Here is a 13,968-nt window from a genome sequence, read left to right as displayed (position 1 = left end):
GGTGCTGGGCACCGGGCTGGCTCCTCGCAGGGCGCGCGCGGGGAGGCCAGCGCGTGCAGCGTACCGGCCGGGGCGCGCCGAGACCGGGAACCGCGGCGGCGGGGGCAGTCCGTCAGGCGGGCTGCATGTCCTCGGACTGCATCGTCACGTCGAGGTCGAGGAGGGCGGCCGCGCGGGAGGCGAGCTCGTCGTTCTCCTGGGAGAGCCTGAGGACGAGGGCCTCGAGCTCGCCCACCCGGGTCCGGAGCCGCCGGTTCTCGGCCGCCAGGTCGGCGGTCGCTCGCAGGTCGCTGTTCAGGTAGCCGATCAGCGCCTTAGCCATGAGGTGCCTTCCGATGCGTGGAGTGAGCTGGACAGAGTCGGTGCGACGGGTGGTGCATGGAGCCGAGTCCCGCAGCGGGACCATCTACCAGAGTCCCACCGGCGGCGAACAGGGTCAATCTGGGAGCGGCATCCCGCCGACGGGCGCGTCGGCGACCGGGGTCGGACGGGCGCGACGCCGCCGCGGGGCGGGCTGGCAGACCGGGCAGAAGTACGACGAGCGGTTCATGAACGCCACCCGTCGCATCGGGGTCCCGCACCGCTCGCAGGGCTCCCCCTCGCGGCCGTAGGCGTGCAGCGAGCGGTCGAAGTACCCGGACTCCCCGTTGACGTTGACGTAGAGGGCGTCGAAGGAGGTCCCGCCCTGGCCGAGAGCCTCGGTCATCACGTCCCGGGCGTGGCCGAGCAGGTCCCGGACCTGCGCCGCGCCGAGCCGGTCCCCCGGACGCTCGCCGTGGATGCGGGCGCGCCACAGGGCCTCGTCGGCGTAGATGTTGCCGACACCCGAGACGAGGTTCTGGTCGAGCAGCTGGCGCTTGATGCCCGAGCTGCGACGGCGCACCCGGCGGACGAACTCGTCGTCGTCGAACTCCTCGTCCAGCGGGTCGCGGGCGATGTGCGCGATCTCCGGCGGCAGCTCCGCGCCACCGGTGGAGACCGACAGGCCGCCGAACATCCGCTGGTCCACGAAGCGCAGCTCCCGGTCCTCGGCCGCGCCGTCGAGCGCGATCCGGACGCGCAGGTGCCGTTCCGCGGGGGCGCCGGGCGGCTGCACCAGGAGCTGGCCGCTCATCCCGAGGTGGGCCAGCAGCGCGTCACCGTCGTCCAGCGGGAGCCAGAGGTACTTGCCGCGGCGCCGGGCGCCCACGAACCGGCGGCCCACCAGCGCCTCCGCGAAGCCGGCGGGGCCCCGCAGGTCACGCCGGACCGGCCGCTCGTGGAGCACGTCGACCCGGGTGATCCGGGCGCCGAGGACATGACGCTCGAGTCCGGCGCGGACCACCTCGACCTCGGGGAGCTCGGGCATGAACGCTCAGCCGGTGGGGTCGGTGCCCGCGCCCACGTGCGCGAGGATCTCGCCGTACGCCGTCTCCGCGGCGGCCTGCTCGGCCTCCTTCTTGGAGCGGCCCACGCCGTTGCCGTAGAGGCGCTCGCCGACCCGGACCTGGGCCCGGAAGGTCTTCAGGTGGTCGGGACCCTCGTCCTCGATGACGTACTCGGGGACGCCGAGGGAGTGCTCGGCGGCGATCTCCTGCAGCGAGGTCTTCCAGTCCAGCCCGGCGCCGAGGCCGGAGGCGGCCTCGATCATCGGGTCGAAGAGCAGATGGACGACGGCGGCGGCCGCCTCGAGCCCGCCGCTGAGGTGGACCGCCCCGATGACCGCCTCGACAGTGTCGGAGATGATCGAGGCCTTCTCGCGCCCGCCGGTGGACTCCTCGCCACGGCCCAGCTTGACGTGCTCGCCCAGCCCGATCGCGCGCCCGACCTCCGCCAGCGCACGGGCGTTCACCACGGCGGCGCGCAGCTTCGCCAGCCGGCCCTCGGAGAGGTCCGGGTGGCGCAGGTAGAGCGTCTCGGTGACGACCACGCCGAGCACGGAGTCCCCGAGGAACTCCAGGCGCTCGTTGGTCGGCAGCCCGCCGTTCTCGTAGGCGAAGGAGCGGTGGGTCAGGGCGCGCTCGAGGAGCTCGGCATCCAGCTGGGGATCACCGAGCGCCTCGCGCAGCCCCGGGTAGTCGGTCCGTGGACCGCTGCCCGTCGACCTGAGCGTGCTCAGAGGACCTGGCGGCGCTCTGCGCGGGCGCCGTACTGGCCGCACGAGCCGCACGCACGGTGCGGGAGGTGCTTGGCGCCGCAGGCGGGGTTCGCGCACGTCACCAGGGTCGGCGCCACGGCCTTCCAGGCCGAGCGACGGTGACGCGTGTTGCTGCGCGACATCTTCCGCTTCGGGACAGCCACAGTTCTCTCCTCATGCCGTGACCGGATCTGATCCGGCCATCGTGGTGGTCGGCGCCGGGTGGATCACCCGGCGTCGGGGTCTTCGTCCTGCTTCAGCTCAGCCAGCTCTGCCCAGCGCGGGTCGATCGCAGCCTCGTGCTGGTGGTCCGGGTCGTCCTTGAGCCGGGCCCCGCAGTCGGGGCACAGTCCGGGACAGTCGTCCTCACACAAAGGCTGGAACGGCAGTGCAAGCACCACCGCGTCCCGCAGCACAGGCTCAAGGTCGAGCAGGTCGTCCTTAAGCATGCTGACCTCGTCGTCCTCCGCGGCGATGTCGCTGTCGCGGGAGTCGTCGTAGACGTACAGCTCCTGGAGTCGAACCTCGATCTCGTCGCGGATCGGCTCCAGGCACCGTGCGCACTCGCCCTCCAGCACGGCTCGCGCCGTACCTGTGACCAGGACACCCTCCATGACCGCCTCGAGGCGCAGGTCCAACTCGACCGGCGCACCCTCGGGGACACCAAGGACTTCGATGCCAAGCTCTGCGGGCGCCGGAACCGTCAGCGACCCCTGTCGTTGGGACCCCGCGCGTCGGCCGAGCTCGCGGGTGTCGAGCACGAGCGGCGCTCTCGGGTCCAGGCTGAACAGGTCAATCACTCCCAGCTCCGGGCACAAACAGAACGTCGGAATCGTAACGGTCGCGGGACCTGACGGCCAAACCAGGGCGTCCGCGCGCGGGCTCAGCCTTCGGCGCGGGCGGCAGCCCGCTCCGCGAGCCGGGCCAGCAGCCGGTCGTGCACCGCGGGCGGCACCAGCCCGGTGACGTCGCCGCCGAAGGCCGCGACCTCCTTGATCAGGCTCGAGGAGACGAACGCGTTGCGGGTCGCCCCGGGGACGAACACGGTCTCGACGTCGGTGAGGTGGGAGTTCATCTGCGCCATCGGAAGCTCGTACTCGTAGTCGGTGGCGCCGCGCAGGCCCTTGACGATCGCCACCGCGCCGATGTCGCGGCAGAACTCCACGATCAGGCCCTGGAACCCGGCGATCCGCACGTTCGGCAGGTCCGCCATCGCCTCGGTGAGCATCTCCAGGCGCTCCTCGGGGGCGAAGAGCCGGCTCTTGGAGACGTTGGTCCCGACGGCGACCACCACCTCGTCGAAGAGGCGGGCCGCGCGCCGCACGATGTCGACGTGCCCGTTGGTGACCGGGTCGAAGGACCCCGGACAGACCGCTGTGCGCACGTCACTCCCCCTCTGGTGGTCCGGCGGCGGAACCGTACCAAAGCACCGTCTCGCCGTAGCTCTTGCGCCGGACCCCGGTGATCTCGTCCGGCCAGGACGGCTCGGGGCTGCGCGCGGAGCGCTCGACCACGACCAGGGCCCCCGGCACCAGCCAGTCGTGGTCCACCAGGGCCCGCAGGTCGGCGCCGAGCGCCTCCTCGGTGAGCGGGTACGGCGGGTCGGCGACGACCACGTCGTACGGCGCGGCCGGCCGGCGGGCCAGCGTGGTCGCCACGCTGGCCGCCACGACGTCGGCACGGGCGAAGCCGATGGTCCGGGCGTTGGTGGCGATCAGCGCGGCGGTGCGCCGGTCGGACTCCACGAGCGTGACGACGCCGGCCCCGCGCGACCACGCCTCGAGGCCGATCGCCCCGGACCCGGCGTACAGGTCCAGGAACCGCAGGCCGCGCAGGGACCCGCACCACGACTCGATGGCGGAGAACAGCGCCTCGCGCACCCGGTCGCTGGTGGGGCGGGTGGTGGTGCCACGGGGCGTCGCCAGCCGCCGGCCGCCGGCGGCCCCGGCGATGATGCGCGTCATCGGACCCTCACGACTTCTCCAGGTAGTCCGACTGCGCGGACTCTTCCATCTCGGCCACCGCCGCCGCCAGCGCGGGCGCCGTGGCCAGCTCGGGGTCGGCGTCGAGCAGGTCGGTGGCGGCCTGGCGAGCGGCCAGGATGGTCTCCTCGTCGCGCAGCACGCGGAGGTTCTGGAGGCTGGAGCGATAGCCGGACTGCGACTTCCCGAGCACGTCGCCCTCGCGCCGCTGCTCCAGGTCGACCCGGCTCAGCTCGAACCCGTCGGTCGTGGCGGCGACCGCGTCGAGCCGCTCCCGGGCCGCACTGCCGGGCTCGGCCTGCGAGACGAGCAGGCACAGCCCGGGGTGACCGCCCCGTCCGACCCGTCCGCGCAGCTGGTGGAGCTGGGAGACGCCGAACCGCTCGGCGTCGAGGAGCACCATCGCCGTGGCGTTGGCGACGTCGACGCCGACCTCGATGACGGTGGTGGCCACGAGGACGTCGACCTCACCGGCAGCGAAGGAGCGCATCACCCGGTCCTTCTCGTCCGGGGGCAGCTTCCCGTGCAGCGCCGCCACCCGCAGTCCGGCCAGCGGCCCGGCGCTCAGCTCCGCCACGACGTCCTCGACGGCGCTCAGCGCCCCCGGCGGCCGGAGCGGGTGGCCGGCGCCGTCGAGGTCGAGCTGGTCGCTCTCCCCCTGCTCGAGGACGTCGCCGCTGATCCGCGGGCACACGACGTAGGCCTGATGGCCCTTGCCGACCTCCTCGCGCACCCGCTCCCAGACCCGCTGCACCCAGCCGGGGTGCTCGGCGAGCGGGACGACGTTGGTCTGGATCGGCGCCCGCCCGGCGGGCAGCTCGCTGAGCGTGGAGGTCTCCAGGTCGCCGAAGACCGTCATCGCGACCGTGCGCGGGATCGGCGTGGCCGTCATCACCAGCACGTGCGGAGGGCTGCCGGCCTTGTCGGTGAGCGCGGCGCGCTGCTCGACGCCGAAGCGGTGCTGCTCGTCGACGACCACCAGACCGAGGTCGGCGAACTGGACCTTCTCCTCCAGCAGCGCGTGGGTGCCGACCACGATGCCGGCCTCGCCGCTGGCCAGCCGGCTCATCGGCGCGGTGCGCTGGGCCTTGGTCATCGAGCCGGTGAGCAGCTCCACGGCGGTCGCCTCCGGAGCCCCGCCGAGCATCCCGCCGGACGCCAGGTCGCCGAGCATCGCGGTGATCGAGCGGTGGTGCTGCTGGGCGAGCACCTCGGTGGGCGCGAGCAGGGCCGCCTGGCCACCGGAGTCCACCACCCGCAGCATCGCGCGCAGCGCGACCAGTGTCTTGCCGGACCCGACCTCGCCCTGCAGCAGCCGGTTCATCGGGTGGTCCTGGGCCAGGTCCTGCTCGATCTGGGCACCGATCTCGACCTGGCCGGCGGTGAGCGTGAACGGCAGCCGGGCGTCGAACGCGGCCAGCAGCGAGCCGTCGGCGCCGGCGCGCGGACGCGCCCCGAGGGCCCGGACGGCGCGGCGCCGGCGACCGAGGACCAGCTGGGTGACCAGCGCCTCCTCGAACCGGTAGCGCTGCTGTGCGCGGGTCACCTGTCCGTAGTCGGCCGGGGCGTGGATCCAGTCCAGGGCGGTGCGGGCGTCGACCAGCCCGTGCGCGCGGCGTACGTCCTCGGGCAGCAGCTCGGGGATCTCCTCGACGATCGTGCGGGCGAAGGTGATCGCGCGCTGGAGGTCCCAGGACTCGACGCCGGCGGTGAGGGGATAGATCGGGTAGAGCTCCCCGATGGCGTCCACGCTCAGCTGCGCGGTGTCGGCGTCGCTGTCGCCGAAGAGCACCATGTCGGGGTTGGTCAGCTGCCACTGGCCCCGGAAGGTGCCGGCCTTGCCGACGAAGATCCCGCGGCGCCCGACCGCGAGCCGGCGCTCCTGCCAGTCCACGACGTGCTTCTGCTTGGCGAAGAACGACATGGTCAGCGACGGCCCGTCGGTGCGCAGCACCACCTCGAGGCGGTAGGACAGCCCGCCCCGGCGCTTGTCCCCGAAGGTCGCGACCCGGCTCTTGACGATCTCGCCGACCAGGACCAGCTGCTCGCCCTCGCGGAGCTGGCCGAGCTCGGTCAGCTCCCCGGTCTTGACGTAGCGCCGGGGGTGGTGGTGCAGCAGGTCGCCGACCGTCACGATGCCGAGCCCCTGGCCGATCTTGTCGACCTTGTTCTTCTTGGCGTCGCCGAGCACCGTCGCGACCGGCGAGTCGAGGTCGATCACCACCGCTGTGCCTCTCCTGTCCAGCGCCCCGTCCGGCGCCCTCCCCAGCCCCCGGCCCGGCCGCGGGTCCTGCGCGCGCTCACTCCACCGAGACCAGCAGCGGGTAGCGCTCCTGGCCACCGTCGTACACCACGACGTCGACAGCGGGGTGCCGCCGCTCGACGTACCCGGCGCATCGGGTCGCGAGCGCCCCGTCGGCGTCGTCGGTGCCCGCGACGATCGTGACCAGCTCACCGCCGCCGCCGAGCAGTCGCTCGAGGACCTCGGTCGCGACGGCGTACAGGTCCTCCCCGACCACCGCGAAGTCGCCCGCGATCACGCCGAGGGCGTCGCCGGGCTCGCATGGCCCCGCCATCGTCATCGCCCGGCGAGCGGCCACCGTGACGGCACCGTGGCGCGCGTGCCGGGCGGTGGCGGTCATCTCCAGCACGTCCAGCTCGAAGGCGCGGCCCGGCTCGTGGACGGCGACCGCTGCCAGACCCTGGACCTGGGCCTGGGTGGGGATCACCGCCACCCGGATCCCGGACAGGTCGGGGTCGCTCTCGGCCGTCGAGGCCGCGACCTGCGCGACCCGCACGGACTCCGCGTCGTTGGGCAGCAGCACCACCTCGCAGGCGCCGCAGCCCGTGATCGCGTCCAGGACCTGACCGGCCGAGGGGCTCCGGCCGGGGCCGCCCGGCACCACCACTGCGCCGGCCTCCTCGAACAGGCGCCGGAGCCCGGGCCCGGCCGCGACCGCGACGATTCGGCGACCGCTGCGGCCCGCCTGCCGCTGCTGGGCCTCCCCCACCTGCTCGGCGAAGTGCGTCACCCGGATCCGGCTGGGCCGCCCGGCCTCGATGCCGGCCTCCACGGCCGCGCCGACGTCGTCGACGTGCACGTGCACGTTCCAGAGGCCGTCGCCACCGACCACCACGAGGGAGTCCCCCAGCTCACCGAGCCGCTCGCGCAGGGCGGGCACCCGGTCGTCCGCCGCGTCCAGCAGGTACATCACCTCGTAGGCGGGCCCATCGGCCGTGAGGTCCTGCCCGTCCGCGGCGGCCGACGGCACGTGCGGGACCGGGATGGTCCGGGTGCCGATCCGCGTGGTCACCGGCACCGGCCGCCGTCCGGTGAGCACGTGCTCGGCAGCGTCCAGGATCACGCTCAGGCCGCGGCCGCCGGCGTCGACCACCCCGGCGTCGCGCAGCACCGCGAGCTGGTCGGGGGTCCGGGCCAGGGCGGTGCGGGCCGCCGCGGCGGCGACCGCGAAGACGTCGCGGGCCCGACTGCCCGGTCGTGCGGCGCGCTCCATGGCGGCGTCCGCGGCGTCGCGCAGCACCGAGAGCATGGTGCCCTCGACCGGCACGCCGACCGCGGCGTACGCCGCATCGCTCGCCTGGCGCAGCGCCTCGGCCATCACCACGGCGTTCGACTCCTGCTCATCCGCCTGCGCGATCCGCCGGGCGATCGCCCCGAGCATCTCGCTGAGGATCACCCCGGAGTTCCCGCGCGCGCCCAGCAGCGCTCCGCGCGCGAACGCCGCGAGCGCCGCGGGCAGCTCGGCCGCGCCGTCGCGGGCCGCCTCGCGGATGGCCTCCCGCGCCGCCGACACGGTGAGGTACATGTTCGTCCCGGTGTCGCCGTCGGGCACCGGGTAGACGTTGAGCGCGTCGATCTCCTCGCGCGCGCCCGCCAGCGCGTCGGAGGCGATGTCGACGAACCGCAGCACGACGTCCAGTGAGATGCTGGCGCTGCGCGGTACCTCCATCGCTGTCCTCTCGCGGGTCCGGCCGGTCAGGCGAACAGGCTAGGGCATGGTGCCGAGCCGCCGGCGGGGTTCCCGATTGGCCCCGGAAGTACGGCGTCGGCTATTCTTCTTCGGTTGCCTGGCGCGTCCGGGCCCCACAGTTCCCAGTTGTTCAACAACCTCGATCCACAGGAGTTCACGGTGGCTGCCGTCTGCGACATCTGCGCCAAGAAGCCGGGCTTCGGCAACAACCGACCCTGGTCGCGCAAGATCACGAAGCGTCGCTTCGACCCCAACATCCAGCGCGTCCGTGCCAAGGTCAACGGCACCCCGAAGCGCATGAACGTGTGCACCGGCTGCCTGAAGGCCGGCAAGGTCACCCGCTGACCCGCTGAGATCCGTCCCGACGGCCGCCGTCCCCTCGTGGGGCGGCGGCCGTCGGCATTTCCGGGGACCGGAGACCGGCCGGGCCGGAGCACTGCCGCCGGCTCCGGCCGGTCCGCCTCAGAAGTGCGACCACCCGGTCGGGCCGTCGTACGGCGCCCCGTCCACCGTGACCGCCGGCTCCCCCGCAGCCACGGACCCGACCACCTGCCACCCCGCGGGCACCGAGGCGTCGTCGGGGAACGTCGCGAGCAGCGCGTGGTCGTCGCCGCCGCCGAGCACGAACTGCAGCGGGTCGACGTTGAGGGCCGCGGCGACCGCGTGCAGCGGCTCGGCCAGCTCGAAGGCCCCGGTCCGCACGTCGATCGCGACACCGGAGGCGCGCGCCAGGTGGCCGGCCTCCGAGAGGAGACCGTCGGAGATGTCGATCATCGAGGTCGCCCCGGCCTCGGCGGCGACCCGTCCCTCGGCGTACGGCGGCTCGGGGCGGCGGTAGGCCTCCACGAGCGCGCGCGGCGAGCGGAACCCCCGCCCCAGCACCGCGAGCCCGCCGGCGGCCCAGCCCTGCCGGCCGGCGAGCGCGAGCACGTCGCCCGGCCGCGCCCCCGAGCGGAGCACCGGCGCCTCGGTGCAGGCGCCGAGCACGGTGACGGCGACCACCACCTGGTCGGCGGTCGTGAGGTCGCCGCCGACCACGCTGGCACCGACCAGCGCGCACTCCTCGGCGAAGCCGCGCGCGAAGTCCAGCGCCCAGCGCACCGGCAGGTCGGGCGGCGCGGCCAGGCCGACGGTGAGCGAGGTGGCGGTGCCGCCCATCGCGTTGATGTCGGAGAGGTTCTGCGCGCCGGCGCGGTGGCCGACGTCGGCGGCCTGCACCCAGTCGCGGCGGAAGTGGCGTCCCTCGACCATCAGGTCGCTGGACACCACGACGTGACCGGTGCGGATCCGCAGCACTGCCGCGTCGTCCCCCGGGCCGACCAGCACGTGCTCGCCCTGGGGGAAGAGCGCGGTCAGCTCGGAGATCAGGCCGAACTCCCCGGCGTCGGCGAGGGTGGCGTCGGGTGCGAGGCTCATGCGACCAGTCCATCAGATGCGCGGCCCGGGGTCGCCGAGCGCCCGCCCTATCCGGCCTGCCGCGGGCCACGGTAGGTTGAGCGACGCACGCTGTGCGGCAACGCAACCTGACACGAGGGAGAGCCCGATGGTCGTCCAGGCCTACATCCTGATCCAGACCGACGTCGGCAAGGCCGCCGAGGTCGCTCGGGCCATCGGCCAGGTCAAGGGCGTCACGCTCGCCGAGGACGTCACCGGTCCCTACGACGTGATCGTCCGCGCCGAGGCCCGCAACGTCGACGAGCTGGGCAAGCTGGTAGTCGCCAAGGTGCAGACCCTGGAGGGGATCACCCGGACGCTGACCTGCCCGGTCGTCCACATCTGAGTGGCACCACCGCTGCTGCGTCGACGCCCCGGGTCCGGTCGGACCCGGGGCGTCGCGCCGTCCACCGCCCTACTCCCCGCGGTGCTGGCCGTGGTGCTGGCGACCGCCGGATGCGGCGGTTCGGTCGAGCTGGCCACTCCCGACCTGTCCCCCGGCGAGTCCCGCGCGTGCGCGGCGCTGGTGGCGGCACTGCCGGACACCCTGGCCGGGGAGTCGGCGACCGAGACCGAGCCCGAGGGCGCCCCGGGCGCCGCCTGGGGCGACCCGCCGCTGGTCCTGCAGTGCGGCGCGCCGATCCCCGAGGAGTTCGTGGAGACCTCCGAGTGCCTCGTCGTCGACGACGTCGGCTGGTTCGTGCCGCCCGAGCAGGAGGCCGACCCGGATGCGGACGTGGAGTTCACAGCCGTCGGCTACGAGCCCGCCGTACGCCTGAGCATCCCGGCCGAGCACCGCGGCGCGACCAGCGCCGCCGCGCTCGCGGAGCTCGCCGCGCCGGTGACCGAGCACCTCGAGCTGGTCCAGCCCTGCCTCTGAGGTCCGGGCGCCGGGGCGGGTGTGGGAATCTGGTGCCATGACGATCGAGGACTTCGCAGGACCCGTGGCGGTCATCGCCGGCGGCCTCAGCCATGAGCGGGACGTCTCCCTGGCCAGCGGCCGGAACCTGGTCCGCGAGCTGCGCGGGCTCGGGGTCGAGGCGCACGCCTACGACTTCGACCGCAACCTGCTGCACGCGCTGGAGCGCGACAAGGTCGTCGCGGCGCTCCCGGCCCTGCACGGCCAGTTCGGCGAGGACGGCGAGATCCAGACCCTGCTGGAGCTGATCTCGATGCCGTACGTCGGCACCCGCAGCCGCTCCTGCCGGCTGGCCTACGACAAGGGCACCTCCCGCGAGCTGCTGCGCCGCGCCGGCATCCCGGTCCCCGACAGCGTCGGCCTCTCCGCCCAGACCTTCCGCGACATCGGCGCGACCGCGCTCATGGAGCACGTCATGGAGCGCCTCGGCACCCGCGTCGTGGTCAAGCCGGCCCAGGGCGGCAGCGCGCTCGGCGTCACCGGCGTCGACGGGCTCGCCGCGCTCCCCTCGGCGCTGGTCGGCACCTACGCCTACCACGAGGACGCGCTCATCGAGCGCTTCTACGACGGCCTCGACGTGAGCGTGGTGTGCCTGGAGAATGACGAGGGCCTGGAGTCGCTGGCGCCGATCGCGATCGAGTACGAGAAGGGCCACGAGTTCGACTTCAGCGCGCGCTACACCGCCGAGTTCGTCTCGCTGCACCAGCCGGACCTGCCCGCCGAGCAGCTCGCCCGGCTCGGCGAGGTGGCGCGCGAGGCGCACCGGGTGCTCGGCCTGGACGACGTCTCCCGCTCGGACTTCATCGTCTCCACCGACGGCAGCTTCGTGCTGCTGGAGACCGCGATCACGCCGGGGACGACCGAGACCTCGGTCTTCCCCTACGCGTGCACCGCGAGCGGGACCTCGCTGGGCGAGGTGGCCCGCCGGCTGCTCGTCCGCGCGGTCGCCGCCGGCTGAGCCCAACCAGCGGGGCCCAACCAGCGGGGCCCAACCAGCGGGGCCCAACCGGCAGGGCTCGGCCGGCCGGGCTCAGCGCAGGCCGGTGGGTCGCTCGAGGGCGAGCTGGATCAGCTCGTCGATGAGCTCGGCGTAGGGCAGCCCGCTCGCCGCCCACAGCTTGGGGTACATCGAGATCGGCGTGAAGCCCGGCATCGTGTTGATCTCGTTGAGGACCACCTCGCCCTCGGGCGTCACGAAGACGTCGACGCGCGAGAGACCCTCGGCGCCGACCGCCTCGAAGGCCCGGATCGCCAGCTCCCGGACCCGCTCACCGACCTCGTCGGGCAGGTCGGCCGGAGCCTCGGTGCGGCTGTGCGAGCCGCTGAGGTACTTCTCCTCGAAGTCGTAGAACGCCGCGGCCTCGTGGTCGACCACGACCTCGCCGGCGACCGAGGCGCGCGGCGGCCCGCCGGCGCGCCCGCCGAGCACCGCGCACTCGATCTCCCGCCCCTCGATGCCCTGCTCCACGAGCACCTTCGGGTCGTGGAAGCGAGCCTCCTCGATGGCGTCGGCCAGCGCGCCCACGTCGTCGACCCGGGTCACACCGAGGGAGGAGCCGGCACGCGCCGGCTTCACGAACACCGGGAACTTCAGCTCCAGCACCCGGTCGACCACCTCGGCCCGGTGCTGCTCCCACTCCCGCGGCTGCACCACGACGTACGGCCCGACGGGCAGGCCGTGGCCGGCGAAGACCAGCTTCATGTACTGCTTGTCCATTCCGACCGCGGAGGCCAGCACACCGGCGCCGACGTAGCGCATGCCGGCGACCTCGAGCATGCCCTGGACCGTGCCGTCCTCGCCGAAGGGGCCGTGCAGCAGCGGGAAGACGACGTCGACCTCGCCCAGGTCCGGGAGACCGACGAGCTCCTTGCCGGACTCGGGGGTCACCTCGGCCAGGCCCCCCGCGGTGAGCTCCCACCGGCTCGCGTCGCCCGAGGTCAGCACCCACTGCCCCTCGCGGGTGATGCCGACCGGGACGACGTCGTACTTGTCCTGGTCGATGGCCTTCATCACGCCGGCCGCGGTGGCGGCGGAGACGCCGTGCTCGCCGGAGCGGCCGCCGAACAGCAGGGCGACCCGCACCTTCCGGGAGTGCTGGACGGGGGGCTCGGGGGAAGCGTCAGACACGGTGGACCACCCTACTGAAGGGCTGCGGCGACCTCGTCGAGGCGCGCCCCGCGGGACGCCTTGAGGAGTACTGCGTCACCCGGACCGACGTGCTCGCGGAGCCAGGCGACGGCCTCGGCGTTGTCGGCGACGAAGGTGGTCGCCGGGTGCCCCCGGCCGGCCAGGCCGCGCTGGATCCCGCGTGCGGGCTCGCCGACGACCAGCACCTGGGCGATGCCCCGGTCGGCGGCGTGCTCCCCCACGGCGACGTGCTCGTCGTCGCTGGTCGCGCCCAGCTCCCGCATCTCGCCGAGGACCGCGATCGTACGGCGCACCGCGGGGTCGGCGCCGATGGCGGCCAAGGCGTCCAGCGCCGCCCGCATCGAGTCCGGGTTGGCGTTGTAGGAGTCGTTGAGAACCGTCACGCCGCTCGCGAGCTCGCGCAACTCCATCCGCCACTGCGACAGCGTCGTGACGGCGTCGAGCGCCCTCCCGACCTGCGCGGGGAGGACGCCGAGGGCGAGCGCCGCGGCCGCGGCCGCGGCGGCGTTGAGCGCCTGGTGGGCGCCGACCAGCTGGAGCGTCACCGGCACCCGGTCCTCCGCGGTCGCCAGGACGAACGACGGCCGGCCGAGCCGGTCCAGCCGCAGCTCCTCGACGCGCACGTCGGCCGGCTGCTCCCGCCCGAAGGTGACGACGCGCTCCCGGGTGCGCGGGGCCATGGCGACGACCCGCACGTCGTCGGCGTTGAGCACCGCGGAGCCGCCCTCGACGACCGCCTCGACGAGCTCGCCCTTGGCGAGCGCGATCGCCTCCTGGGACCCGAACTCGCCCAGGTGCGCCTGCCCCACGTTGAGGACGACCCCGACGTCGGGCGGCGCCAGCCGCGTCAGCTCGGCGATGTGACCGGCGCCGCGGGCGCCGAGCTCGAGCACCAGGAACCGGGTGTGGGCCTCGATGCCCAGGGCCGTCAGCGGCATGCCCAGTTCGTTGTTGAACGATCCGCGGGTCACCACGGTGGGACCCACCTGACCGAGCACCGCGCCGAGCAGGTCCTTGGTCGAGGTCTTGCCCTGGGAGCCGGTGATCCCGACGACGCGCAGCGCCCCGGCTCGCCGCACCTGGGCGACGACGTGCGCCGCGAGCCGCTGGAGCGCACCGCGGACGTCGTCCACCACCACCGTCGGGAGCGAGGTCGGCCGGCTGCCGAGCACCGCGACGGCGCCGAGCCCCGCCGCCTGCTCGGCGTGCTCGTGGCCGTCGCTGTGCTCGCCGACGAACGCGGCGAAGAGGCTGCCGGGCCGCGCCTCGCGGCTGTCGATGACGACCGGGCCGGTGACCCGGACGGCACCGTCGCCGACCACCTCGCCGGAGACCACGTCGGCGATCTCCGCCAGCGTCAGGGCGATCACAGCGAC

The 13,968-nt window shown here is 74.0% G+C and carries 16 protein-coding genes; 4 read left to right on the top strand and 12 right to left on the bottom strand.

The window, feature by feature from the left end:
* Nucleotides 1–112: 112 nt before the first annotated feature.
* The 9 genes from EBO35_RS06985 to EBO35_RS06945 all read right to left on the bottom strand — a co-directional run bounded on the left by EBO35_RS06985 (nt 113) and on the right by EBO35_RS06945 (nt 8,069).
* On the bottom strand, nt 113–322 hold the full coding sequence (locus tag EBO35_RS06985; protein ID WP_122817077.1) for a hypothetical protein: 210 nt from the start codon (nt 320–322) through the stop codon (nt 113–115).
* A 114-nt stretch (nt 323–436) separates the two neighbouring features.
* Nucleotides 437–1,348, bottom strand: coding sequence for a bifunctional DNA-formamidopyrimidine glycosylase/DNA-(apurinic or apyrimidinic site) lyase (gene mutM / locus EBO35_RS06980; protein ID WP_122817076.1), 912 nt, complete (start codon nt 1,346–1,348; stop codon nt 437–439).
* A gap of 6 nt (nt 1,349–1,354) precedes the next feature.
* A complete protein-coding gene (rnc, locus tag EBO35_RS06975) occupies nt 1,355–2,098 on the bottom strand; it encodes a ribonuclease III (RefSeq protein WP_206422779.1) in 744 nt (247 codons plus the stop codon).
* Nucleotides 2,095–2,280 carry a 50S ribosomal protein L32 gene (rpmF, locus tag EBO35_RS06970; RefSeq protein WP_122817074.1) on the bottom strand — a complete coding sequence of 62 codons (186 nt, stop codon included), beginning with the start codon at nt 2,278–2,280 and terminating at the stop codon, nt 2,095–2,097. The genes rnc and rpmF overlap by 4 nt, the downstream gene beginning before the upstream one ends.
* A 63-nt stretch (nt 2,281–2,343) precedes the next feature.
* A complete protein-coding gene (locus tag EBO35_RS06965; RefSeq protein WP_122819430.1) occupies nt 2,344–2,907 on the bottom strand; it encodes a YceD family protein in 564 nt (187 codons plus the stop codon).
* Between the two features lie 92 nt (nt 2,908–2,999).
* The gene (gene coaD, locus EBO35_RS06960; protein ID WP_122817073.1) at nt 3,000–3,500 is read right to left on the bottom strand and encodes a pantetheine-phosphate adenylyltransferase; all 501 of its coding nucleotides are present in this window, start codon (nt 3,498–3,500) and stop codon (nt 3,000–3,002) included.
* 1 nt (nt 3,501) lies between these two features.
* The gene (gene rsmD / locus EBO35_RS06955; RefSeq protein ID WP_122817072.1) at nt 3,502–4,080 is read right to left on the bottom strand and encodes a 16S rRNA (guanine(966)-N(2))-methyltransferase RsmD; all 579 of its coding nucleotides are present in this window, start codon (nt 4,078–4,080) and stop codon (nt 3,502–3,504) included.
* A 7-nt stretch (nt 4,081–4,087) separates the two neighbouring features.
* On the bottom strand, nt 4,088–6,322 hold the full coding sequence (locus tag EBO35_RS06950) for an ATP-dependent DNA helicase RecG (RefSeq protein WP_241153902.1): 2,235 nt from the start codon (nt 6,320–6,322) through the stop codon (nt 4,088–4,090).
* A 76-nt stretch (nt 6,323–6,398) separates the two neighbouring features.
* Nucleotides 6,399–8,069 (bottom strand): DAK2 domain-containing protein, encoded by a 1,671-nt coding sequence (locus EBO35_RS06945; protein ID WP_122817071.1) that lies wholly within the window; start codon nt 8,067–8,069, stop codon nt 6,399–6,401.
* Between the two features lie 180 nt (nt 8,070–8,249).
* Here EBO35_RS06945 and rpmB point away from each other — a divergent pair, with 180 nt between their 5' ends.
* Complete coding sequence (gene rpmB, locus EBO35_RS06940; protein ID WP_122819426.1) at nt 8,250–8,435, top strand: 50S ribosomal protein L28; 186 nt, start codon at nt 8,250–8,252, stop codon at nt 8,433–8,435.
* A gap of 117 nt (nt 8,436–8,552) precedes the next feature.
* Here the strand turns inward: rpmB and EBO35_RS06935 are convergent, their stop codons facing one another.
* Entirely contained in the window at nt 8,553–9,506 is a 954-nt protein-coding gene (locus tag EBO35_RS06935; protein WP_122817070.1) for a thiamine-phosphate kinase, read from the bottom strand.
* Nucleotides 9,507–9,633: 127 nt separating this feature from the next.
* On the opposite strand from EBO35_RS06935, the gene EBO35_RS06930 reads away from it, so the two are divergent.
* From EBO35_RS06930 to EBO35_RS06920, 3 genes are all read left to right on the top strand, one after another.
* Nucleotides 9,634–9,870 (top strand): Lrp/AsnC family transcriptional regulator, encoded by a 237-nt coding sequence (locus EBO35_RS06930; RefSeq protein WP_122817069.1) that lies wholly within the window; start codon nt 9,634–9,636, stop codon nt 9,868–9,870.
* Between the two features lie 81 nt (nt 9,871–9,951).
* Nucleotides 9,952–10,404, top strand: coding sequence for a DUF3515 domain-containing protein (locus EBO35_RS06925; protein ID WP_164477849.1), 453 nt, complete (start codon nt 9,952–9,954; stop codon nt 10,402–10,404).
* Nucleotides 10,405–10,441: 37 nt separating this feature from the next.
* Complete coding sequence (locus EBO35_RS06920; RefSeq protein WP_122817067.1) at nt 10,442–11,401, top strand: D-alanine--D-alanine ligase family protein; 960 nt, start codon at nt 10,442–10,444, stop codon at nt 11,399–11,401.
* Between the two features lie 72 nt (nt 11,402–11,473).
* Here EBO35_RS06920 and EBO35_RS06915 read toward each other — a convergent pair whose 3' ends face one another.
* Nucleotides 11,474–12,571: a D-alanine--D-alanine ligase family protein gene (locus EBO35_RS06915; protein WP_122817066.1), complete on the bottom strand. Its 1,098-nt coding sequence runs from the start codon at nt 12,569–12,571 to the stop codon at nt 11,474–11,476.
* An 11-nt stretch (nt 12,572–12,582) separates the two neighbouring features.
* Nucleotides 12,583–13,962, bottom strand: coding sequence for a UDP-N-acetylmuramoyl-tripeptide--D-alanyl-D-alanine ligase (locus tag EBO35_RS06910; protein ID WP_122817065.1), 1,380 nt, complete (start codon nt 13,960–13,962; stop codon nt 12,583–12,585).
* Nucleotides 13,963–13,968 lie beyond the last annotated feature (6 nt).

Origin of the sequence: Nocardioides pantholopis (assembly GCF_003710085.1) — a bacterium.
GTDB classification, from domain to species: domain Bacteria; phylum Actinomycetota; class Actinomycetes; order Propionibacteriales; family Nocardioidaceae; genus Nocardioides; species Nocardioides pantholopis.
Note: the sequence above shows the minus strand (reverse complement) of the source record. Positions and strands in the feature narration are given on the sequence as shown.